Raw genomic sequence first — 22,141 nt, 5'->3', positions numbered from 1 at the left:
GTTACGCGATAACCCTGGTCAGCCCGCCGTGCGGGGGATCCTCTTCTCCCAGGTCCGGTGGAAGACGATCTCGTCACCGTCCCTGCACACGACCTCGTTGGACGTGATGAAGTCGTCCGCGTCCGCGCTCGTCTCCGAACGCGTCTCGATCCGCACGTCCCAGGCCATCTCGGGCCGGTGCAGCCGGATCGTCCAGTCCGAACGGGCCCGCGCCGACAGCGGGTCGTCCTCCTGGATCGTGTACGTCTCCAGGGCGTCCTCGGTGAACTCCAGCCCGTCGGGGTAGACACGCGTGCCGCCGTAACGCGGATCGACCTCCAGGCGCCACTCTCCCTTGGCGACGTCCCGGACCACCAGACGCTCCGGGCGCTGCTCGTCGAGTGTGACCGGGTACACGACGCCGAGCGGCTCCGACTGCTCCGGCTCGCCGAAGGTGATGCCCGGGTCCTCGGTGTGCCGGCGCACCGGGAGCTCGACGAGGCTGCCCTCCGCCTCGAGCGTGAAGCCCGCCGAACCGGCCTGGGGCCAGATCCACGGCCAGTACGAGGAGGAGAGGGCGACCCTGATCCGGTGGCCGGGCGGGAAGGTGTGCCCGATGCCGTTCAGCTCGAAGGTCACGTACTCGGTCTCCCCGACGGGCCAGTCCTCCGCGCGGTCGCGCCCGTGACGGGTGGCCAGGTTGAGGGCCCCGCGGGTCACCAGGGTGGAGGCGCCGTCCGGGGCCACGTCGCAGAGCCGGGCGATCACCTGGCCGCGCGGTACGTCCATCCGGACCAGGAGCGTCACCCGCGGACGGCCGAGGATCTCGATCGGGGCGTCCTCGACGGGGAACTCGAAGCACACCGACTTGGCGTCCTCGTCCCGCTGGTCGGGCGGCAGGTCGGCGTCGTTGCCGAACGGGAAGAAGCGGCCGGCGTCGAGCCCGGTCTGCTGCGGTGAGCGGACGGTCTGCGCCCCGCCCTCCAGGGCGTACGTCACCGGGGCGACGTTCGCGGACGGCCAGGTCGCGTCGCCGACCCAGCGGCCGGGCAGCGTCTCGTACACCGTGGCGGGAGGGTGCGAGCCGCTGATCCAGGACCTCAGGAGGGGCTCGTTCATCACCCCCGTGTCCTGGTCCTTGAGGTGCTGGTCCCACCATCGCAGCGTCTCCTGGAGGAAGCCGATCGCGGGCCCCGGAGGGAGCCCCCGGTCCGGGTACTGGTGCGACCAGGGGCCGATCAGCCCGCGTACCTGCCCGGGATCCAGGTGCTCGACGAGCCTCAGGACGGTGTCGCGGTACGGGTCGTGCCAGCCGCCCACCGCGAGGACCTTCGCCTGGATCGCGCCGTAGTCCTCGCAGACGCTGCCGTGCTTCCAGTAGTCGTCGCGTGTCTGGTGCGCGAGCCAGGTGTGGATGAACGGCTCCACCTTCTCGAGCCGCCGCAGCCACATGTCCCGCCAGTCGTCACCGACGTCCGCCGGGTCCGGGGGCCGGGAGACGAAGGCCAGCATGGTGGAGGCCCAGGCGTGCATGTCCACCCCGAGGACGGAGCCGCCCATGTAGTGGACGTCGTTGTCGTAGCGGTCGTCGGCCGAGCAGACGGTGACGACCGCCTTCAGGGGCTCCGGTGCGAGCGCGGCGATCTGGAGCGAGTTGAAGCCGCCCCAGGAGATGCCGAACATGCCGACCCGCCCCGAGCACCACTCCTGCTGAGCCAGCCAGTGCACGACCGCGACCCCGTCGGCGAGCTCCTGCGCGTCGTACTCGTCGCCCGGCATGCCCTCGCTGTTGCCGTGCCCGCGGACATCGACCCGTACGGAGGCGTAGCCGTGGCCCGCGTACCAGGGGTGACGCTGCCAGTCGCGCGGCGCCGTCCAGTCGCTCAGCCGGTAGGGCAGGTACTCCAGCAGCGCGGGCACCGGTTCGTCGGTGACCGGCCGCCAGATCCTGGCGTACAGCTGGGTGCCGTCCGCGAGGGGGATGTAGAGGTCCTCGTGGGTGGTCTCGTACGGGAAATCGGTGCGGATCTGCATGGCGGTACCTCAGTGGACGGGGTGCATGGTGCGCTTGAGCCAGGGAGCGGCGGCGATGACGGCCACACCGGCCGCCACCGCGATAGCGCCATTGACACCGAAGTAGGCGGGGTTGGAGACCTCGCCGTAGAGCTTCACGATCTGTGCCTGGATGCCGTTGGCGAGGGCCAGCGAGAGGAACCACAGCGCCATCGTCTGGCTGGCGAACGCCTTGGGGGCGAGCTTGGTGGTGGCGGACATGCCGGAGGTCTCCAGCAGGATGTCGCCGAGGCCGAGCAGCAGATAGGAGCCGACGATCCACCAGGCGGCCATCTTGTACGCGTCGTCGGCGTGACCCGAGGTGGGGATGACCATCAGGAGGAAGGACAGCCCGCCGAGGATCACCCCGATCGCGATCTTGTTGGACGCGTGCGGCTGGCGCGGTCCCATCCGGGCCCAGACGGCTGCCACCACGGGCGCCAGCGCCACCTCGAAGGCGCCCAGCGCGGAGGCGTACCAGCTCGCCGGGAAGTGGAAGCCGAAGATCTCCGTACGGGCGTTCGTCGAGGCGAGCAGCATCATCGTCGAGTACGCCTGGAAGAGGATGAAGTTGAAGACCACGGAGGCCAGGAACAGCACGACGTACGGCCGGAGCCTGCCGCGCTCCTCCGGGGTGACCCGGGGGCTCCTGAACATCACGGCGAAGTACACGACGGGCGCGATCACCGAGACGAGGGTGAGCACGTCGACGAACCGGTCCATCGTGAGCCAGCCGGCCAGCGCCAGGGCGGTCGCCACCAGCGCGGCCACCACGACGCCGGCCACGATCGTCAGCACGGCGCGGCGCATCGGGCCGGGCGCCAGGGCGTACTCCGCGGCGTGCTTTCGCCCGGCCAGGTGACGCCGGCCGGCGACGTACTGGATCAGGCCGAGCGTCATGCCGACGGCGGCGGCCGAGAAGCCCCAGTGCCAGCCCGCGTGCTCGCCGAGCCACCCGGTGATCAGGGGGCCGGCGAAGGCGCCGATGTTGATGCCCATGTAGTAGAGCGCGAAGCCGGCGTCGCGGCGCTGGTCCTCCGTGCGGTAGAGCTTGCCGACCATCGAGGCGACATTGGGCTTGAGCAGCCCCGTTCCCGCGCTGATCAGGCCGAGGCCCACCCAGGTCATCGTGGCGGTCGGCACGGCCATGGCGTAGTGGCCGCAGGCGATGAGGACGCCGCCGTACAGGACGGCGCGGTACGAACCGAGGATCCGGTCGGCCAGCCAGCCGCCGGCGACGGAGACGAGGTACACGAGAGTGCCGTAGGCGGCGGACACGGACGCGGCGGTGCCCGGGTCCATGCCCATGCCGTCGTTCGCGACCGTGTCGGCGAAGAAGAGGACCAGGATCGCCTGCATCCCCAGAAATGAGAAACGCTCCCAGACCTCCAGTCCGGACAGGGTCATCAGGCCCCGTGGCTGGCCGAAGAAGGCGTGATCGTCTCCGGGTGGTGGCTGGGCCGGTTCGGTACCGGTCGGGGCGTGGGACAAAGCGACAACTCCTGATCGTATGAGCTGATGCCGAACATACCGGCGGTGGCGGGAAGGCGCCCACGGTGATCCAAAGGGGACCGGATACGCTGACTTGAGTGAGGACAACGACACATCGACATTCCGTGTGATCGTCAGCAGACAGGAGATCCCCTCGTGACCGTCGTCGGGCCGTTCGGACTGAGCGTGCGGGACCAGGCTCTTGAGGCCGATGTCCAGGCCGGTTTGGCCGCTGTCGAGGCGGGGCTGCTCGATGCCACCAAAAGCGAGGTCCCCTTCATCACGGAGGCCGCGCAGCACCTCGTCAGCGCGGGGGGCAAGCGTTTCCGGCCACTGCTGGTGATGCTCGCGTCCCAGTTCGGTGACCCCGACGCGCCGGGCGTCGTCCCGTCGGCCGTGGTCGTCGAACTGACGCACCTGGCGACGCTGTACCACGACGACGTGATGGACGAGGCGGACGTGCGCCGCGGGGTGGACAGCGCCAACACCCGCTGGGGCAACTCCGTCGCCGTCCTGACGGGCGACTTCCTCTTCGCCCGCGCCTCGCACATCCTGGCCGACCTCGGGCCGGAGGCCGTCCGTATCCAGGCGGAGGCGTTCGAACGCCTGGTCACCGGTCAGATCCTGGAGACCGCGGGCCCGCGCGACGGACGCGACCCCGTCGACCACTACATGGACGTGCTGGGCGGCAAGACCGGCTCGCTGGTCGCCGTGTCCGGCCGGTTCGGCGCCCTGATGGCCGGGGCCGACGAGTCGGTCGTGGACATCCTCACCCAGTACGGCGAACGCCTCGGCATCGCTTTCCAGCTCGCCGACGACGTCCTGGACATCGCATCCGACTCCCACGAGTCGGGCAAGACGCCCGGTACCGACCTGCGTGAGGGCATCCCCACCCTGCCGGTCCTCCACCTGCGCGCCAGGGCGGCGGCCGAGGGCCGTCCGGAGGACAAGGAGCTCGTGGAGCTGCTCGACGGCGACCTCGCCGACGACGCCACGCTCGCGGAGGCGCTGCGCAGGCTCCGTGCCCACCCGGCCCTCGAACAGGCGCGGCGGGACACCGTCCGCTACGCCGAGGAGGCGCGGGCGACCCTGGCCCCCCTGCCCGAGTGCTACGCGAAGGCCGCGCTCGAAGAACTGTGCGACGCCGTGGTGCACCGCGCGGGATGACCCGGGGCCCCTTAGGGGTGCCCGCACCGGGTCATCCCCGAGAGGTACGCGGAGTTGCTCCCGGGGGCTGACGCTTGTCGCCGCCCGATTTGGTCAGATGGAGAACAACCACTCCTGACCACATCGGGTGAGAATGGCGGCGGGGAGTGGAAACGTGCAACGGGATGGCAGCCGCCGACCACGGAGGTAGAGCACACATGGCACCGAACGACAGCGCAGAGACCAACGGCGAGGCCACGGGCACTGTCGTGGGCCGCCGGAAGGCGGCGCGCTACATCGTCCCGTTCGCGGTGGCGGGAGTGGCGGCGGCGACGATCGGACTCGTCCCGGCACTCGCGGACTCGGGAGACCCGGAGCTCCCGAAGATCACCGCGCAGGAACTCATCGAGAAGATCGCCTCATCGGACCAGGAACAGCTGTCCGGCACGGTGAAGGTCAGCACCGACCTCGGCATCCCGTCGCTCGGCGGGCTCGCGGGCTCCTTCGCGCCGGACACCGCATCCGGACCGGGCGGGTCGAGCGCGTCCCCCGACGCCAAGCTGATGGAGCTCGCCTCCGGGACCCACACGCTCCGGGTCGCGGCCGACGGCCCCGACAAGCAGCGTCTCTCGATCCTCGGCGAGGGCTCCGAGTACAGCCTCGTCCACAACGGGGACGACATCTGGGGATACGACAGCGAGAGCAACGAGGTCTACCACGCGGAGTCCGACGGGACCGGGCGCGAGGGCGGCAAGGCCGGGGAGCACAAGGCACCCGAGGGTGTGCCGGCCACACCGAAGGAGCTCGCCGAGGAGGCGCTCGCCGCCGCGGACGACACCACGTCCGTCACCGTCGACGGCACGGCGCAGGTGGCGGGGCGCGACGCCTACAAGCTCGTGATCAAGCCGAAGCAGTCCGGTTCGACGATCGGCTCCGTCACCGTCGCGGTCGACGCCTCGACCGGCGTACCGCTGAAGTTTACGCTGGCCCCGAGCAGCGGCGGCAAGGCGGCGGTCGACGCCGGCTTCACGGAGGTCGACTTCGGGAAGCCCGACGCCTCCTCCTTCTCCTTCACCCCGCCCAAGGGCGCGAAGGTGACCGAGGCCGACGAGCTGGAGGCCGGGGCGGAGAAGCAGGGCGCGGCGGCGGACAAGGTGCACAAGGACCTTGGCGCGCTGGAGGACTTCAAGGGCCTCGACGTCATCGGCGAGGGCTGGAACGCCGTCGCCGAGATCGAGCTGCCGGGCGGGGCGGGCCTGCCCGCCCAGGGCTCGGGTGACGTACCCGCGCAGGCTCAGCAGTTCCTCGACGCGCTCGGCGACAAGGTCACCGGCGACTTCGGCTCGGGCACGGTCTTCGAGACGCGCCTGGTCAACGCGCTGATGACGGACGACGGCAAGGTCTACGTCGGCGCGGTCACCAAGGACGCGCTGGTCAAGGCGGCCGACACCGCGAAGTAGGAGGCACCGTACGCCCGCCCCGTCGTACGCTCCGTACACCCCGCCCCGTCGTACGCTCCGTACGGCGGGGCGGTCCGTGCGACGGGCCGCAGGCGGGCACGGGGCGCGGGGAGCCGGACACGGCGGGACAGGACCGGGAAGGCGCATGACCGACACGGCGGCCGTCACGGCCGGACCGGACGCGGGGCGGGAGCCCGGCGGCGCGGTGATCGAGACGCGGGGGCTCACCAAGCGCTACCGCGGCGGGCAGTTGGCCGTCGACGGGCTCGACCTCGCCGTCCCCGCCGGAAGCGTCTTCGGCTTCCTGGGGCCCAACGGCTCCGGCAAGACCACCACGATCCGGATGCTCATGGGGCTCATCGACCCGACCTCCGGCACCGCACAGGTCCTGGGCCGCCCCATGCCGGCGGCCGCCCGGTCGGTGCTCCCGCACGTCGGCGCGCTCATCGAAGGGCCCGCGCTGTACGGCTTCCTGACGGGCCGCGACAATCTCGTACGCTTCGACTCCGCCGACCCGGCCGCCGATCCACGCACCCGGCGCGTGCGCGTGGGGAACGCCCTGGAGCGGGTCGGGCTGGCCGCCGCGGCCGGCAAGAAGGCCAAGGCGTACTCACTCGGGATGAAGCAGCGGCTCGGGCTGGCCGCCGCCCTCCTCCAGCCGCGCAGACTGCTCGTGCTGGACGAACCGACCAACGGCCTCGACCCGCAGGGCATGCGCGAGATCCGCTCCCTGGTGCGGGAGCTGGCGGGCGAGGGCACCACCGTCTTCCTCTCGTCCCACCTGCTCGACGAGATCGAGCAGGTCTGCACCCACGCCGCGGTGATGGCCCGCGGCCGGCTCCTCGTCCAGGGCCCGGTCGCCACGCTCGCCGCGGGCGTCCGGGGCCGGCTAGCCGTGACCACGCCCGACCCCGGTGACGCGGCCAGGATCCTCGCGGAACAGGGGGCGACGGGGATCGTGACCGACGGGGACCGGGTGAACGCCGACGCGCCGCCCGGCGAGGTGGAACTCGCGGACCTCAACGCGGCCCTGGTGCGCGGCGGCGTCCGTGTACGCGGCTTCGGCGTCGAACGGGCCTCGCTGGAGGACGCCTTCGTCGCGCTCACCGGAGAGGGATTTGATGTCGCAGGCTGAACTCACGGCGCCGCCGGCGCCCCCCGCGGCGCGCCGTGCGCTGTGGACCTTCGGGATCCTCCGCTCCGAAGTGACCACCACGCTCCGCCGGTGGCGCACCCTGGCCCTGCTCGGGGTACTGGCGGCCGTCCCCGTCCTCATCGGGATCGCCGTCCGCATCGAGACGGGGGACGGATCCCGGGGCGGGCCCGGCGGCGGGGGAGGGCCCGCCTTCCTCTCCCAGATCACCCACAACGGACTGTTCCTGGTCTTCGCGGCCCTCTCCGCGACGCTGCCCGTCTTCCTGCCGATGGCCGTCGGCGTCGTCGCGGGGGACTCCGTCGCGGGCGAGGCGAGCGGCGGCACCCTGCGCTATCTGCTGGTGGCTCCGGCGGGCCGCACCCGGCTGCTCCTCGCCAAGTACGCGTCCGTGCTGGTGTTCTGCCTGGTCGCCACCCTGGTCGTGGCGGCGTCGGCGCTCGCGGCCGGGGCGCTCCTCTTCCCCGTCGGGGAGGTCACGACGATCTCGGGCACCCGGATCGGCTTCGGCGAGGGACTCCTGCGGGCCGGACTGATCGCGGTGGCGGTCGCGGTGTCACTCGTCGGTTTCGCGGCGCTGGGTCTCTTCGTCTCGACGCTCACCAACAGCGGGATCGCGGCGATGGCGGCCACGGTCGGGGTGCTGGTCACCGTGCAGATCCTGGACACCATGCCGCAGCTGCACGCGATCCATCCGTATCTCTTCCCGCACTACTGGCTGTCCTTCACGGACCTGCTGCGTGACCCGGTCTACTGGGACGAGATGGTCAGGAACCTGGGTCTGCAGGCGGTGTACGCGGCGGTGTTCGGCTCCGCGGCCTGGGCGCGCTTCACCACGAAGGACGTCACCGTCTGAGGGCCCGGCACGGGCCGTCCGTACCGTCGGCCGGTCGAGCCGTCCCCCGATCGGCTCGTCGCGGCACGAACGGCACGAACGGTGTACTGCACGGAACGTCACGACACGGTACGTTCCGTTTCCAGCTTGGTCATTGTTCGACTTTTGGCGACGACCTGTCAACAAGCGGTGGGCGGAATCCCCCTATGCTCACCGAATGATCACATCGCCGAGTTCCCTGCGCCGCAGCGAGAGGTCACGACGGGCGACGCTGGACGCCGCCCTGGAGCTGTGTACGGAGAAGGGGTACGGCCGGGTCACCGTCGAGGCCATCGCGGCCCGCGCCGGCGTGAGCAAGAAGACGATCTACCGCTGGTGGCCGTCGAAGGTCGCGGTGATGCTGGAGGCCTTCGCCCAGGTGCTCGCCGGCGCCACACCGTTCGTGGAGACGGGCGACATCGAGGCCGACCTCCGGACGCACATCAACGGTCTGGTGAGACTGATCTCCACGCCGCCGTACGGCCCGGCCTACTCCGGGATCCTGTCCGAGATGCACCACGACGACGGCCTCGCGCTGGCCGTGCGCGAACAGCTGGTCGACCCCCGCTTCGAGGCCGCCGTCGGGCGCCTGAGGCGCGCCCAGGAGCAGGGGCAGATACCCGCCGGCGCGGATCTGCCGTTCGCGGTGGAGTTGCTCTACGGGCCCGTCTACTACCGCCATGTGCTGCGGAAGCCGCCGCAGGACGAGGCGACGGTCGCCACGCTGGTGGCCCATGTCCTGCGGTCCCTGTCAGGCCCCGCCGGCGGGGCCGGGGACGCCCCCGGTGGTGGGGGCGCCCCCGGGACGGGGGGCGTCAGCTGAAGAAGACCTTCGCCCGGGCCGCGGCGTCGGTGTCGGTCAGCACGTCACCGGGCCTGCTGCCGTTGCCCAGCAGCACCCCGCCCCACCGCATGCCGAGGTACCGCGCCGAATTGCGCAGGGTGCCCGCGAGCGGTTCGGCGACCGCCGGGTCGTCGTCCGCGAGCGCGGTGACCCCCCACAGCGTCTTCCCGGCCATCCGCCGCTGGAATTCGACGCCGGGGGCCTCCAGCCAGCCCGACCAGTGGTCGAGGTAGCGCTTGGTGGAGGTGGACACGGAGTACCAGTACAGCGGTGAGGCGATGACCACGTCGGTGGCGGCGAGCGTCGCCTCCAGCAAGGTCGCGGAGTTGCCCGCCGGGACGGGGTGGCCGTCCGCGTGCCGCCGGTCCTCGAAGTCGGGCAGCGGGAGGTCCCGCAGGTCGAGCCACCGCTGTCCGGTGCCGGCCGGGAGCTGCTCGGCTGCGAGCCGGGCCAGCGTCTCGGTGTTGCCGCCGGTGCGGCTGCTGCCGAGCAGGAAGAGGAAGTCGCGCGTGGTCATGCCATGCCCCCAAGTGATTGCATGCGGCTTTTACCGGCGTACGCATCATATGCATGTGCATGAAGTTATGGGAGGTGCTTTTCGGCCGCCGGGTGTCGCGAGGTCCCGGGAGGGCGCATGTCCTCAGCCGAACAGCCGCTCCAGGACCACCGCGACGCCGTCCTCCTCGTTCGAGAGCGTGATCTCGTCGGCGGCGGCCCGCAGCTCCGCGTGCGCGTCGGCCATCGCCACCCGGTGGCCGGCGAGGCGGAACATCGGCAGGTCGTTGGGCATGTCGCCGAACGCCACCGCGCCGACGGGGTCGAGGCCCAGCAGCCCGGCGGCCAGGGTGACTCCCGTGCCCTTGTCCACGCCGAAGGGGGCCAGCTCCACCGTGCCGGGGCCCGCCATCGTGACGGACGCCAGATCACCCACCGCTCCTCGGGCGGCGGCGGCCAGCTCGTCGTCCGTCAGCTCCGGGTGGCGGATCAGGACCTTGATGACGGGCGCCGCCCACAGCTCCGACCGGTGCCCTGCGCGCTGCGCCGGGAGCGAGGGGTGCGGCATGCGGTAGCCCGGCTCGATCAGGGTCCTGCCGTCGGCGCCGTCCTGGTCCACCGCGGCGAACACCTGCCCCACCTCGGCCTCGATCTTGCCGAGCGCGGTGTCGGCCAGCTCCCGGTCCAGCGTCACCGAGTTCAGCATGCGGGCCGACCCGGCGTCGTACACCTGTGCGCCCTGCCCGCAGACCGCGAGCCCGTCGTAGCCGAGGTCCCCGAGCAGGGCGCGTATGCCGGGCACCGGCCGGCCCGTGACGATCAGATGCCGTGCGCCGGCCGAGGCGGCGCGGGCGAGAGCCGCACGGGAACGGGCGCTCACGGTGTCGTCGGAACGCAGCAGTGTGCCGTCCAGATCCGTGGCGACAAGGGTGTATGCGGCGGGTGGCGTGACCATGGGGTCAGCCTAGAGAGATCGCCTTCCCGCCGTACGCCGCTGACCTGCGGGGACGGTCGGCTCGGTCGGTGGCGGCCCGATCCGGCGCGTTCCGGGGCCCGCTCACCGCGGCGGGCAGGCCGGGCAGCCGTGCCCGGCGCACGCGGTCAGCAGGGCCGCGGCCGCCGCGCTCACCGCCGGATCGCCGTCCGTGACCAGCCGCTCGGCCGTCGTCCGCCCGGCCAGCACAGCGAGATGCGCGTCCCTCGTCCACTCCGGGTGGTGCGCGTGGCCATGGGCGAGGATCGTCCCCAGCAGGCCGAGCACCCCAACCCGGTCCTTCACGGTCTCCATGGCGGCGAGCTCCCAGAGGAACGGGACCGTGGCGGCCGTCGCGTCGAACACGGCCAGGGCGCCGATCCACTGCCCCAGATCGCTCAGGGCGTCCTCGGCCGACTCGCTGTCGCCCCAGGCGATCCGTGACAGCATCCCGGGGACCTGGGACGCGGAGCCCTGGGCATGGCGCAGCTCATGCCACTGAACGTGCCTCATGTCCTTCAGGATCGTCCCCATCCGGGCACTCAATCAGCCTTTGCGGGTGCCGTCCACCATGCTTGCCACACTCATCGGATCCGGCTCCCGCACCCCGTCCAGCGCGTCGAGACACCGTCGTACCGCGTCCCGGTCGCGGGCGGCCGCGATCAGCGCCACGTGGTTGTCGGGCCGGATCACGACGACGGTGTCACCGTCGACGCCGTAGGCCGCGCGGGCGAGCCCGTCCCGGTCGTGCAGCGCGTCCGGGGCGGCGGTGCCGGGGCCTGGTTCCCCGGCGTCGTACACCCGGGAGGTCCGGACCGCCTCGCCATGGGTGCCGGCCGCCTCCCGCAGCGTCCGTTCCGTGCCCGCCCCGAAGCCCAGCACCGTGATGTGCGGACCGGCGAAGACGCGGAACAGCCGGGTGGGCGCACCGGTCGCGGCTTCGGCGCAGGGGGCGTCCGGCGCGCGGTCGCCCGACCGTACGCCGTCCTCGTCCCCGTCCCCGTTCCCGCCACCGTTCCCGAGCCGGGCCAGGGAGCTCCATCGGTAGCCGCGGTCGAGCCCCGCCGTCGAGGGGGTGATCGCGGTGTCGAGCCCGCCGCCCGGTTCCCTGATCGCCTCCAGCGTGGCCCGCAGCCGCTCCGAGGTCAGCGCCAGCGTCCAGGCCGCGACCGGCAGCCGTTCCTCCTCGTAGGTGTCCAGCAGCCCCGGCCCTCCCCGTTTCCGCAGTGTCCGGTCGAGCTTCCAGCCGAGGTTGAAGGCGTCCTGGATGCCGGTGTTCATGCCGAGCCCGCCCGCGATGGCGTGCACATGGGCGGCGTCCCCGGCGAGGAGCACCCGGCCCACCCGGTAGCGGTCGGCCATGCGCACGTTGACGCGGTACGTCGAGAGCAGCGTGGCCCCGGTGATGCTGCCGGCCGGGAGCCGGGTGTGCCGGGCGAAGAGCCGCCTGAAACCGTCGGGGGAGGGGGCGAGGGGCCGGCCGTCCGCGTCACGCTCCGGGCCCGACTGGAACCACCAGCCGGTCCGTGTGCCGGGGACGGGGCAGAGCATGACGGCTCCGTCCTCGTCGAACCACTGGTGCCAGATGCCCCGGTCCAGGACGCCCGGGGTGATCTCGACGTCGCCGCAGACCATCAGCTGTTCTTCGTCCGTCTCCCCGTCGAACGGGACGCCGAGCAGTTTCCGTACGCGGCTGTGGGCGCCGTCGCAGCCCACCACGTAGCGCGCGCCGGCGGTGGAGCCGTCGGCGAGGGTGACGGTCACCGAGGACCCGTCGTCGGTGAGGCCCACGACCTCGGTGCCGGTCTCCACCGCCACGCCGTACCCGGCGAGGCGGTCGCGCAGGATCTCCTCCAGCCGCCACTGGGCGATCAGCCGGCCCCGGTCGTACGGGGCGTCCGGCGTGGGCGAGGAGCCGGCGTACGGATCGGTGTCCGCGACCGGCACCCCGTCGCGGTACTTGCGCATCGGGAGCGGCGGTGAGCCCGCCGCCAGCACCGCCTCGACGACCCCCAGGTCCTCCAGCACCTCCAGGGAGCGCGCGTTGGGGCCCTTCGACCGCGAACTGCGGGGATGCTCCGGCGACCTGTCCACGATGCGCAGCGCGACGCCACGCCTGGCCAGATCGCAGGCCAGCGTCAGTCCGGTCGGGCCCGCGCCCACGATCAGTACGTCGGTCATGCCTGCTCCTCGGTCGTGTCGTCCTGGCGTACAGGAAAACGCAACCGAGTAAAAAAGGCAACTCGGTAACTATTTTATGGCCGGGGTGTCCGCGTCAGGCGCCGAAGCGGAAGCCGTGCCGACAGGCGCCGAGGCTTCTGCCGCCCGTACGGCCAGCCGCAGGGCCTCGGCCCGCGTGCGGCGTGCCGTGCGCAGCGCGTCCCAGGTCAGCAGCATCAGGGCCACCCAGACCAGGGCGAAGCCGGCCCACCGCTCGGGCGGCATCTCCTCGTGGAAGTACAGGATGCCCAGCGCGAACTGGAACACCGGCGCCAGATACTGCAGCAGGCCCAGGACGGAGAGCGGCACCCGGATCGCGGCGGCGCCGAAGCAGACCAGGGGGATCGCGGTGATGAGCCCCGTCGCGGCGAGCAGGGCTCCGTGGCCCGCGCCCCCTGCCAGGAACGTCGCGTCGCCGCTCGCCCCGAGCCACAGCAGGAACCCGAGCGCCGGCACGAACAGCACGGCGGTCTCGGCGGCCAGGGACTCCAGGCCGCCCATGTTGACCTTCTTCTTCACCAGGCCGTACGTCGCGAAGGAGAACGCCAGCACCAGCGAGATCCACGGCGGCTGCCCGTAGCCGACCGCCAGCACGAGCACCGCGGCGAAGCCGGTCGCCACCGCGGTCCACTGCACCGGCCTCAGCCGCTCGCCGAGCAGCAGGACGCCCATGGCGATGGTGACCAGCGGGTTGATGAAGTAGCCGAGCGAGGCCTCGACGACGTGGCCGTTGTTCACGGACCAGATGTAGAGGCCCCAGTTGACCGAGATCACCGTCGCGGCGATCGCGATGAGCCCCAGCCGCCGGGGCTGCCGGAGCAGCTCCCCGATCCACGCCCAGCGGCGCAGGAACAACAGGGCGATGCCGACGACGCCCAGCGACCACACCATCCGGTGGGCGAGGATCTCCACCGCCCCCGACGGTTCCAGCAGCGGCCAGAAGAGGGGCACGAGGCCCCACATCCCGTACGCGCCGATTCCGTACAGCAGGCCTGCCCGCTGTTCGTTCTTCCCCTTCACGGGCCCTCCCGGCACTCCTGCGTCGGCGGACGGCCGACTGCACGACGGTAGCGCTGGAAGAGCCCTCTGTCATTGCCGTCTCAGGGAAACAGTCATGACAGGCGCGGGTGTGCCCGTTCAGGCGGCGGCGACCGCCGCGGCGACCGTCTCGGCCAGCGGAGTGGTCGGCCGGCCGATCAGGCGGGCCAGGTCGCCGCTCGTCCCGGCGAGCAGGCCGCGTGCGATGGCCTCGTCGACGTCGACGAGGATCGCGGGGAAGGGCTCGGGCACCCCGGCTCCGGCGAGGATCTCCTGGTGCACGGCGGCAGGAACCCGGTTGTACGTGATCTCCTTGCCGGTGGCCGCGGCGACGGTCGCGGCGTACTCGTCCAGCGACCAGGCCACGTCTCCGCTCAGCTCGTACGCCGCGCCCAGGTGCCCCTCGCCGGTGAGTACGGCGGCGGCCGCGTCCGCGTAGTCGGCCCGGGTGGCGGAGGCGACGCGCCCGTCGCCCGCGTTGGCGACGACGGCGCCGTGCTCCAGGACGGGTGCCAGATTCGCGGTGTAGTTCTCGGTGTACCAGCCGTTGCGCAGGAAGGTGTACGGGAGGCCGGAGTCGAGGATCAGCTGCTCGGTGACCTTGTGTTCCTCGGCCAGCAGGAAGTCGGCCGCGGGCCCGCCCAGCACCCCGGTGTACGCGAGCTGCGCGACCCCGGCCGCCTTCGCGGCGTCGATCACCGCGGTGTGCTGGGGCACCCGCCTGCCGACCTCGCTGCCCGAGACCAGCAGGACGCGGTCGCCGGCCCGGAACGCGTCGGCGAGGGTCTCCGGGCGGTCGTAGTCGGCGATGCGGAGCTCGACGCCCCGGGCGGCGAGCGCGGCGGCCTTCTCCTTGTCGCGGACGACCGCGACGACCTGGTGGGCCGGGACCGTGTCGAGCAGGCGCTCGACGACGAGGCGGCCGAGGGCGCCGGTGGCTCCGGTGACGACGATGCTCATGGGGTTCTCTCCTGGTGCTGCTGGTCCTGCTGCGAGTGGAACGCAACTCACCCTAGGAGGTGTACTAACTCTGGGAAAGTACCCACTTTGAAGTAAGGTACTGGTATGACAGTAAGCATCCTGGACGAAGTGGGCGGCCGGCGCGCGGACGTCAACCAGCAGAACTGCCCCTCCCGGCTGATCCTCGAACACATCACCAGCCGGTGGGGCGTGCTCGTGCTGGCCGCGCTGCTGGAGCGCTCCTACCGGTTCAGCGAACTGCGCCGCACGGTCGGCGGCGTCAGCGAGAAGATGCTGGCCCAGACCCTCCAGACGCTGGAGCGCGACGGCTTCGTGCACCGGGACGCGAAGCCGGTGATCCCGCCCCGCGTGGACTACTCGCTCACCCCGCTCGGCAAGGAGGCCGCCGACCAGGTCTGGGCGCTGGCACGCTGGTCCGAGCGGCAGGTGGACGGGGTCGAGTCGGCCCGCGCGGCATACGACGAGGCCCGGAACCAGTCGGCTCCGGGCCCCGGCGGACAGGTGTGACGGCGGGTCAGCCGACCACGGTCCAGGTGTCGCTGCCCGCCAGCAGGGCGCTCAGGTCACCCTTGCCGTGCTGCTCGATCGCGGCATCGAGCTGGTCGGACATGAGCGCGTCGTAGACCGGGCGCTCCACACTGCGCAGCACCCCGATCGGTGTGTGGTGCAGGGTGTCGGCGTCGGCCAGCCGGGACAGCGCGAAGGCGGTCGTGGGGCTGGGGTTGTGGGCGTCGTGGACGAGGATCCGCGACTGGTTCTCCTCGGTGACCGCGACGACGCTCAGGTCACCCGTGAGCGCGTCGCGCACGACCCCCTTCGACCCCTCGGCCCCGAAGCGGATCGGCTGGCCGTGTTCGAGGCGGATGACCGCCTCCTCGGCCCGTTCCCTGTCCTTGAGCACCTCGAAGGCGCCGTCGTTGAAGATGTTGCAGTTCTGGTAGATCTCCACCAACGCGGTGCCGGGGTGGTCGGCCGCCGCGCGCAGCACACTCGTGAGGTGCTTGCGGTCGGAGTCGACGGTGCGCGCGACGAACGAGGCCTCGGCGCCCAGCGCGAGGGAGACCGGGTTGAAGGGGGCGTCGAGCGAGCCCATCGGCGTCGACTTGGTGATCTTGCCGACCTCGGAGGTGGGGCTGTACTGCCCCTTGGTCAGCCCGTAGATCCGGTTGTTGAACAGCAGGATCTTGAGGTTGACGTTGCGGCGCAGGGCGTGGATGAGGTGGTTCCCGCCGATGGACAGCGCGTCGCCGTCGCCGGTGACGACCCAGACGGACAGGTCACGGCGGGAGGTGGCCAGGCCCGTCGCGATGGACGGGGCGCGGCCGTGGATGGAGTGCATCCCGTACGTGTTCATGTAGTACGGGAAACGGGACGAGCAGCCGATGCCGGAGACGAACGTGATGTTCTCCCTGGCCAGCCCCAGTTCGGGCATGAAGCCCTGCACGGCCGCGAGGACCGCGTAGTCACCGCACCCGGGGCACCAGCGCACCTCCTGGTCGGACTTGAAGTCCTTCATGGACTGCTTGCCCTCGGCCTTGGGGACCAGCTGGAGGAGTTCGTTGGCGTCAGGCATCGATGGCCTCCTTGAGGGCGGTGGCGAGCTGCTCGGCCTTGAAGGGCATTCCGTTGACCTGGTTGTAACTCCGGGCGTCCACGAGGTACCTGGCCCTCAGCAGCAGGGCGAGCTGCCCGAGGTTCATCTCCGGGACCACGACCTTGTCGTAACGCCTCAGCACCTCACCGAGATTCCGCGGGAAGGGGTTGAGATGGCGCAGATGGGCCTGCGCGATCGTCTCCCCGGCCGCGCGGAGCCGGCGTACGGCCGCGGTGATCGGGCCGTACGTCGAACCCCAGCCCAGGACCAGGGTCGTGGCGTCGGCCGGGTCGTCGACCTCCAGGTCGGGGACCTCGATGCCGTCGACCTTCGCCTGGCGGGTGCGGACCATGAAGTCGTGGTTGGCCGGATCGTAGGAGATGTTCCCCGTGCCGTCCTGCTTCTCGATCCCGCCGATCCGGTGCTCCAGACCCGGCGTGCCCGGCACCGCCCAGGGGCGGGCCAGGGTCTCCGGGTCCCGCTTGTAGGGCCAGAACACCTCGGTGCCGTCGGCCAGTTCGTGGTTCGGCCCGGTCGCGAACCGCGTCCGCAGATCCGGGAGACTGTCGATCTCCGGGATCCGCCACGGCTCGGAGCCGTTCGCCAGATACCCGTCCGAGAGCAGGAACACCGGCGTGCGGTACGTCAGAGCGATCCGGGCGGCGTCGAGCGCCGCGTCGAAGCAGTCCGCCGGGGTCTTCGGCGCCACGATCGGGACCGGTGCCTCACCGTTGCGCCCGTACATGGCCTGGAGCAGGTCGGCCTGCTCGGTCTTGGTCGGCAGGCCGGTGGACGGCCCGCCCCGCTGGATGTCGATGATCAGCAGCGGCAGCTCCAGCGACACCGCGAGACCGATCGTCTCCGACTTCAGCGCCACACCCGGACCCGACGTGGTCGTCACACCCAGCGAGCCGCCGAACGAAGCGCCGAGCGCCGCCCCGATCCCGGCGATCTCGTCCTCAGCCTGGAACGTCCGTACGCCGAAGTTCTTGTGCTTGCTGAGCTCGTGCAGGATGTCGGACGCCGGGGTGATCGGATACGAGCCCAGATACACCGGCAGATCCGCCTGCCGGCCCGCCGCGATCAGCCCGTACGACAATGCCAGGTTCCCCGAGATATTGCGGTACGTACCCGTGGGAAAGGCGTGCGACGCCGGTGCGACCTCGTACGAGACCGCGAAATCCTCCGTGGTCTCACCGAAATTCCAGCCGGCGCGGAACGCCGCCACATTCGCCTCGGCGATCTCCGGCTTCCTGGCGAACTTCGACCGGAGGAATGTCTCCGTCCCCTCGGTCGGACGGTTGTACATCCAGGACAACAGCCCGAGCGCGAACATGTTCTTCGACCGCTCGGCCTCCTTGCGGGAAAGCCCGAACTCCTTCAGCGCCTCGATCGTCAGGGTCGTCAACGGCACAGGATGGACGTTGTACGCCTCGAGCGAGCCGTCCTCGAGGGGGGATTGCGCGTACCCGACTTTCGCCATCGGGCGTTTCGTGAACTCGTCCGTGTTCACGATGATGTCGGCCCCGCGCGGCACATCGGCGATATTCGCCTTCAGCGCGGCGGGATTCATCGCGACCAGCACATTCGGCGCGTCGCCCGGGGTCAGGATGTCGTGGTCCGCGAAATGCAGCTGGAACGACGACACACCCGGCAGCGTCCCGGCGGGTGCCCGGATCTCGGCCGGGAAGTTGGGCAGCGTCGACAGGTCGTTCCCGAACGACGCGGTCTCCGACGTGAACCGGTCGCCCGTCAACTGCATGCCGTCACCGGAGTCACCCGCGAAACGGATGATCACCCGGTCAAGGCGGCGGATTTCCTTCTCGGTGGCACCCGTGCGATCAATGCGCGGGGCTCGCTGCTCCCCGACGACAGCCTCGTCGGCCTCATCGGACTTTCCGGCTGGGCTACTGACCTGGCTGGTCACTGAACTGGACCTCCCTCGGGGCGGCGGCTCGGGACCGGCCGGCCCGCCGGCGGTCCAGGCCCCACCCTACTTCTGTAAGGGTCGCCTTCCTCGGACCGGTCATATGGTGGACGCGTTTTTGAGACATGAATGCGTCACGCTTTGCCATATTTTTCCGGACCTTTCGATCACTGGACGAGGCCCCCGGTGCTCATCCTTTCGTCCTGGTCCCGAGGTCTCACTCGGCTACGGGTGGATCATCCAGATCATCGCAAGTAGATCATCGCGTCGTCATGAGTTCAGATAAGTGAGAACAGCGAGAACACGCCGGTGATCCCCGTCACTGGGCGCCAGGCCGAGTTTCAGGAAGATGTTGCTGACGTGCTTCTCGACCGCTCCGTCACTGACCACCAGCTGCCGGGCGACGGCTGAATTCGTACGCCCCTCCGCCATCAGACCCAGGACCTCCCGCTCGCGCGGCGTGAGCCCCGCCAGCACGTCCTGCTTGCGGCTGCGGCCCAGCAGCTGTGCCACCACCTCCGGGTCCAGCGCCGTCCCGCCCTGCGCCACCCGCACGACCGCGTCCACGAACTCCCTGACCTCGGCGACCCGGTCCTTCAGCAGATAGCCCACGCCGCGGCTGCTGCCGGCCAGCAGCTCGGTGGCGTACTGCTCCTCGACGTACTGCGAGAGCACCAGCACCCCGATGTCCGGGTAGTCCTTGCGCAGCCGCACCGCCGCCCGCACGCCCTCGTCGGTGTGGGTCGGCGGCATCCGCACATCGGCGACCACCACGTCCGGCAGGGCGTCCTGCCCGGCGAGGTCGCTCACCGTCTTGATCAGCGCCTCGGCGTCCCCGACCCCGGCGACGACGTCGTGCCCCAGATCGGTCAGCAGCCGGGTGAGCCCCTCCCGGAGCAGCACCGAATCCTCGGCGATGACGATCCGCACTCTTTCCTCCACGACGTTCTGTCCCCCACTGTCGGTCGTTCCGTGTGTTCACGTGCCCACGGCGGTCACGCGGCCGCCGTGCGTGTCCAGCATTCCAGCTCCGGCGCCCTGACGGGCCGTACCAGCGGTTCCGGTGGCACCGGACGCGCCGCAGTGCCCCGGTCCGCCGCGATGGCGGACCGGGGCACTGCGGCGCGGGTGGGAGCCGGCTCCTCAGCCCCGCCAGGGCAGCTCGGCCGTGACGGTCGTGGGTCCGCCGGCGGGGGAGTCGACGACGAGGATGCCGTCCACCGCGTCCAGCCGTTCCGTCAGCCCGGCGAGACCGCTGCCCGTCGACACTCCGGCTCCGCCGCGCCCGTCATCGCTGACCTGGAGCATCAGCCGGTCCGCAGCCCGCCACACGTCGACCGAGGCGCGGGTGGCCCGGGCGTGCTTGCTGACGTTCTGGAGGAGCTCGGAGACCGTGAAGTAGGCGATGCCCTCGATGGCCTGCGCGGGCCGCGACTCCAGGTCCACCACGACCTTCACGGGGACGGTGCAGCGGGAGGCGATGGCGGAGAGCGCGGCGTCGAGTCCGCGGTCGGTGAGGACGGCGGGGTGGATGCCGCGGGCGAGGTCGCGGAGTTCCTGGAGGGCGACCTTGACCTCGCCGTGGGCCTCGTCGACCATGCGGGCCGCGGCCTCGGGATCGTCGGTGAGCTTCTCCTTCGCGAGCCCCAGATCCATGGCGAGGGCGACGAGGCGGGCCTGTGCGCCGTCGTGGAGGTCGCGTTCGATGCGGCGCAGGTCGGCGGCGGCCGTGTCCACGACCACACCCCGGTCCGACTCCAGCTCCGAGACCCTGGTGGCCAGCCGGGAAGGGCCGAGCAGACCCGCGACCATGAACCGGTCCACGGTCGCCAGACCCCGGATGATCCAGGGCGTGACCAGGACGAGAGCCAGGCCGAACGCGGCGGTGGTCCCCAGCTCGAAGGAGGAGTCGAGGTAGAACTGGTGCGTTCCGTCCCCGTACAGCTGGATGCCGTCGACACCCACGTACGTGGGGAAGACCCAGTGCCACAGCGGATAGGTGAACGCCGCCCAGCCGTAGAACCAGAAGGTCACCGCCACGGTGAACGCGAACACCGCCCACGGCATGTGCAGCACCGCGTAGAGCAGATGCCGCCATGACACCCCGCTCTTCAGCGTCGCGCCGACCCAGGACATCAGACCGCCCTTGCCGCGCACCGGTGCGGGGTCCGCGACGTCCAGCCGCAGCAGCCCGCGCGCCCGGCCTCGCTCCATGACACCGAAGCCGCGGCACATGACGAGGCCGGCGGCGAGTATCGGAATGCCGAGGAAGGTGATCAGCATGCCGAGTCCGAGCGACACCATCGTCACCGCGAAGGAGAACAGCACCACGCTGATCGGCAGGCTCAGGAGCAGATAGGCCAGCTCGCGCCACGTACGCGCCTCGAAGGGCGCGCGGAGCGCCGCGGGGAGGGAGTGCTTCGCCGGCGGGTATCCCCCCGACCCGGTGCCGGGCCTGTACTGGTCCCGGGTGTCCGGTCCGTATGCCGTGGCCATCAGTGGCGTCCGTCCGTTTCTTCTGAGCGGGAGCTCCCCGCAGACCGATACAACGGCTGATATCTCAAGAATGCTGTGCCGGGGGCCGCCTCACCATGAGGGCCGTCTCCGTATCCGGCCGGGGGTTTTCCCCACCACGGGGACGCCCCGTTCCGTGCCTGAAACGGGGCGTCCCCGTTCCGTGCCCGGGACGGGAGCGCCCGCTGTCGCCGTCTCACGTCGCACCGGCCCGCTCGGCCCCGGTGGCGACGCGGTCGCGCCAGGGCAGCTCAGCGGTGACCGTGGTCGGGCCGCCCTCGGGGGAGTCCAGGACGAACACCCCGTCGACCGCTCCCAGCCGCTCCGCCAGCCCCGACATGCCCGTACCGCCGTCGAGCCGGGCGCCGCCCGTCCCGTCGTCCCGGACCTGGAGCATCAGCCGGTCACCGGACCGCCACACGTCGACCCACGCCTGACCGGCGCGGCTGTGCTTGCTGACGTTCTGGAGGAGTTCGGAGACCGTGAAGTAGGCGATGCCCTCGATGGCCTCGGCCGGCCGGGCCGTCAGCCCCACCGACACGGTCACGGGGACGGTGCAGCGGGAGGCGATGGCGGAGAGCGCGGCGTCGAGTCCGCGGTCGGTGAGGACGGCGGGGTGGATGCCGCGGGCGAGGTCGCGGAGTTCCTGGAGGGCGACCTTGACCTCGCCGTGGGCCTCGTCGACCATGCGGGCCGCGGCCTCGGGATCGTCGGTGAGCTTCTCCTTCGCCAGCCCCAGGCCCATGGCGAGGGCGACGAGGCGGGCCTGTGCGCCGTCGTGGAGGTCGCGTTCGATGCGGCGCAGGTCGGCGGCGGCCGTGTCCACGACCACACCCCGGTCCGACTCCAGCTCGGCGATCCTGCGTTCCAGCTCGTCGGAGGGGGAGAGCAGCCCCCGCACCATCGCCCGGTCCGCGTTCGCCAGCCCGCGCGCGAGGAACGGGAGCACCGGCCAGAGGACGAAGAGGCTCACCAGCGTCACGGCGAACGTCGCCACGCCCCACGGCAGCCGGATGAACGAATACAGCAACGCCCGCCAGCCGACCGGGTCCTTCAGCCCCGACCAGAGCCGGCTGAAGAAGCCCTGACCGTCACGGCCACGCAGCCACGGGCTCGGCTCCTCGATCCGCACCCCGAGCATCCTCCGCGCCCGGCCGCGCTCGGCCCGGCCGAGACCGCGCGCGCCCCGCAGCCCCAGCGCGAGCAGCGGCAGCCCGATCACGGTGACGGAGAGCCCCACGCCCACGGCGACCAGGAACACGGTGTAGACGAACCCGATGATCGCCATCGGCAGATTGGCCAGGAGATGCGCGATCTCCTTCCACGTCCACCGGTCGAAGGCGAAGCGCGCGGGCGGCGGCCGGTCGTTGTCCGGCAGGGAGGGGCTCATGGTCATACGA

At 71.2% G+C, this 22,141-nt stretch carries 18 protein-coding genes and 1 pseudogene; 6 read left to right on the top strand and 13 right to left on the bottom strand.

Going from position 1 to position 22,141, the window contains the following annotated elements; translation table 11 throughout:
- Window positions 1-18 precede the first annotated feature (18 nt).
- Window positions 19-2,013, bottom strand: coding sequence for a CocE/NonD family hydrolase (locus AB0P41_RS14395; RefSeq protein ID WP_365932178.1), 1,995 nt, complete (start codon window positions 2,011-2,013; stop codon window positions 19-21).
- A gap of 9 nt (window positions 2,014-2,022) precedes the next feature.
- Entirely contained in the window at window positions 2,023-3,522 is a 1,500-nt protein-coding gene (locus AB0P41_RS14390) for a peptide MFS transporter (protein WP_365932176.1), read from the bottom strand.
- Window positions 3,523-3,678: 156 nt separating this feature from the next.
- On the opposite strand from AB0P41_RS14390, the gene AB0P41_RS14385 reads away from it, so the two are divergent.
- The 5 genes from AB0P41_RS14385 to AB0P41_RS14365 all read left to right on the top strand — a co-directional run bounded on the left by AB0P41_RS14385 (window position 3,679) and on the right by AB0P41_RS14365 (window position 8,978).
- Window positions 3,679-4,689, top strand: a complete 1,011-nt coding sequence (locus AB0P41_RS14385) for a polyprenyl synthetase family protein (RefSeq protein ID WP_356707760.1) — start codon at window positions 3,679-3,681, stop codon at window positions 4,687-4,689.
- 197 nt (window positions 4,690-4,886) lie between these two features.
- Window positions 4,887-6,128 carry a DUF2092 domain-containing protein gene (locus tag AB0P41_RS14380; protein ID WP_356707759.1) on the top strand — a complete coding sequence of 414 codons (1,242 nt, stop codon included), beginning with the start codon at window positions 4,887-4,889 and terminating at the stop codon, window positions 6,126-6,128.
- Between the two features lie 145 nt (window positions 6,129-6,273).
- Window positions 6,274-7,263, top strand: a complete 990-nt coding sequence (locus AB0P41_RS14375) for an ABC transporter ATP-binding protein (protein WP_365932173.1) — start codon at window positions 6,274-6,276, stop codon at window positions 7,261-7,263.
- Window positions 7,250-8,137: an ABC transporter permease gene (locus AB0P41_RS14370; RefSeq protein ID WP_356707757.1), complete on the top strand. Its 888-nt coding sequence runs from the start codon at window positions 7,250-7,252 to the stop codon at window positions 8,135-8,137. The genes AB0P41_RS14375 and AB0P41_RS14370 overlap by 14 nt, the downstream gene beginning before the upstream one ends.
- A 196-nt stretch (window positions 8,138-8,333) precedes the next feature.
- Complete coding sequence (locus AB0P41_RS14365) at window positions 8,334-8,978, top strand: TetR/AcrR family transcriptional regulator (RefSeq protein ID WP_365932171.1); 645 nt, start codon at window positions 8,334-8,336, stop codon at window positions 8,976-8,978.
- On the opposite strand, the gene AB0P41_RS14360 is transcribed toward AB0P41_RS14365, so the two are convergent.
- The 6 genes and pseudogenes from AB0P41_RS14360 to AB0P41_RS14335 all read right to left on the bottom strand — a co-directional run bounded on the left by AB0P41_RS14360 (window position 8,971) and on the right by AB0P41_RS14335 (window position 14,685).
- Window positions 8,971-9,516, bottom strand: coding sequence for an NAD(P)H-dependent oxidoreductase (locus tag AB0P41_RS14360; protein ID WP_356707755.1), 546 nt, complete (start codon window positions 9,514-9,516; stop codon window positions 8,971-8,973). The genes AB0P41_RS14365 and AB0P41_RS14360 overlap by 8 nt on opposite strands.
- Window positions 9,517-9,639: 123 nt before the next feature.
- Window positions 9,640-10,449: an HAD family hydrolase gene (locus AB0P41_RS14355; RefSeq protein ID WP_356707754.1), complete on the bottom strand. Its 810-nt coding sequence runs from the start codon at window positions 10,447-10,449 to the stop codon at window positions 9,640-9,642.
- A gap of 4 nt (window positions 10,450-10,453) precedes the next feature.
- Window positions 10,454-11,001: pseudogene (locus tag AB0P41_RS14350) on the bottom strand (hypothetical protein).
- 12 nt (window positions 11,002-11,013) lie between these two features.
- A complete protein-coding gene (locus tag AB0P41_RS14345; protein WP_365932168.1) occupies window positions 11,014-12,648 on the bottom strand; it encodes an FAD-dependent monooxygenase in 1,635 nt (544 codons plus the stop codon).
- 69 nt (window positions 12,649-12,717) lie between these two features.
- A complete protein-coding gene (gene rarD / locus AB0P41_RS14340; protein WP_365932166.1) occupies window positions 12,718-13,707 on the bottom strand; it encodes an EamA family transporter RarD in 990 nt (329 codons plus the stop codon).
- A gap of 117 nt (window positions 13,708-13,824) precedes the next feature.
- A complete protein-coding gene (locus tag AB0P41_RS14335; protein ID WP_365932164.1) occupies window positions 13,825-14,685 on the bottom strand; it encodes an SDR family oxidoreductase in 861 nt (286 codons plus the stop codon).
- A gap of 105 nt (window positions 14,686-14,790) precedes the next feature.
- Here AB0P41_RS14335 and AB0P41_RS14330 point away from each other — a divergent pair, with 105 nt between their 5' ends.
- On the top strand, window positions 14,791-15,213 hold the full coding sequence (locus tag AB0P41_RS14330) for a helix-turn-helix domain-containing protein (RefSeq protein WP_356707750.1): 423 nt from the start codon (window positions 14,791-14,793) through the stop codon (window positions 15,211-15,213).
- Between the two features lie 7 nt (window positions 15,214-15,220).
- Here the strand turns inward: AB0P41_RS14330 and AB0P41_RS14325 are convergent, their stop codons facing one another.
- The 5 genes from AB0P41_RS14325 to AB0P41_RS14305 all read right to left on the bottom strand — a co-directional run bounded on the left by AB0P41_RS14325 (window position 15,221) and on the right by AB0P41_RS14305 (window position 22,137).
- The gene (locus AB0P41_RS14325; RefSeq protein ID WP_356707749.1) at window positions 15,221-16,279 is read right to left on the bottom strand and encodes a 2-oxoacid:ferredoxin oxidoreductase subunit beta; all 1,059 of its coding nucleotides are present in this window, start codon (window positions 16,277-16,279) and stop codon (window positions 15,221-15,223) included.
- On the bottom strand, window positions 16,272-18,227 hold the full coding sequence (locus tag AB0P41_RS14320; protein ID WP_356707748.1) for a 2-oxoacid:acceptor oxidoreductase subunit alpha: 1,956 nt from the start codon (window positions 18,225-18,227) through the stop codon (window positions 16,272-16,274). The genes AB0P41_RS14325 and AB0P41_RS14320 overlap by 8 nt, the downstream gene beginning before the upstream one ends.
- Window positions 18,228-18,497: 270 nt before the next feature.
- Complete coding sequence (locus AB0P41_RS14315; RefSeq protein WP_356708098.1) at window positions 18,498-19,157, bottom strand: response regulator transcription factor; 660 nt, start codon at window positions 19,155-19,157, stop codon at window positions 18,498-18,500.
- A gap of 213 nt (window positions 19,158-19,370) precedes the next feature.
- Window positions 19,371-20,723, bottom strand: coding sequence for a sensor domain-containing protein (locus AB0P41_RS14310; protein ID WP_365932160.1), 1,353 nt, complete (start codon window positions 20,721-20,723; stop codon window positions 19,371-19,373).
- A gap of 214 nt (window positions 20,724-20,937) precedes the next feature.
- Complete coding sequence (locus tag AB0P41_RS14305; protein ID WP_356707746.1) at window positions 20,938-22,137, bottom strand: sensor domain-containing protein; 1,200 nt, start codon at window positions 22,135-22,137, stop codon at window positions 20,938-20,940.
- Window positions 22,138-22,141: the final 4 nt, after the last annotated feature.

The sequence above is a fragment of the Streptomyces sp. NPDC079167 genome, from assembly GCF_040686735.1.
Taxonomy (GTDB): domain Bacteria; phylum Actinomycetota; class Actinomycetes; order Streptomycetales; family Streptomycetaceae; genus Streptomyces.
Note: the sequence above shows the minus strand (reverse complement) of the source record. Positions and strands in the feature narration are given on the sequence as shown.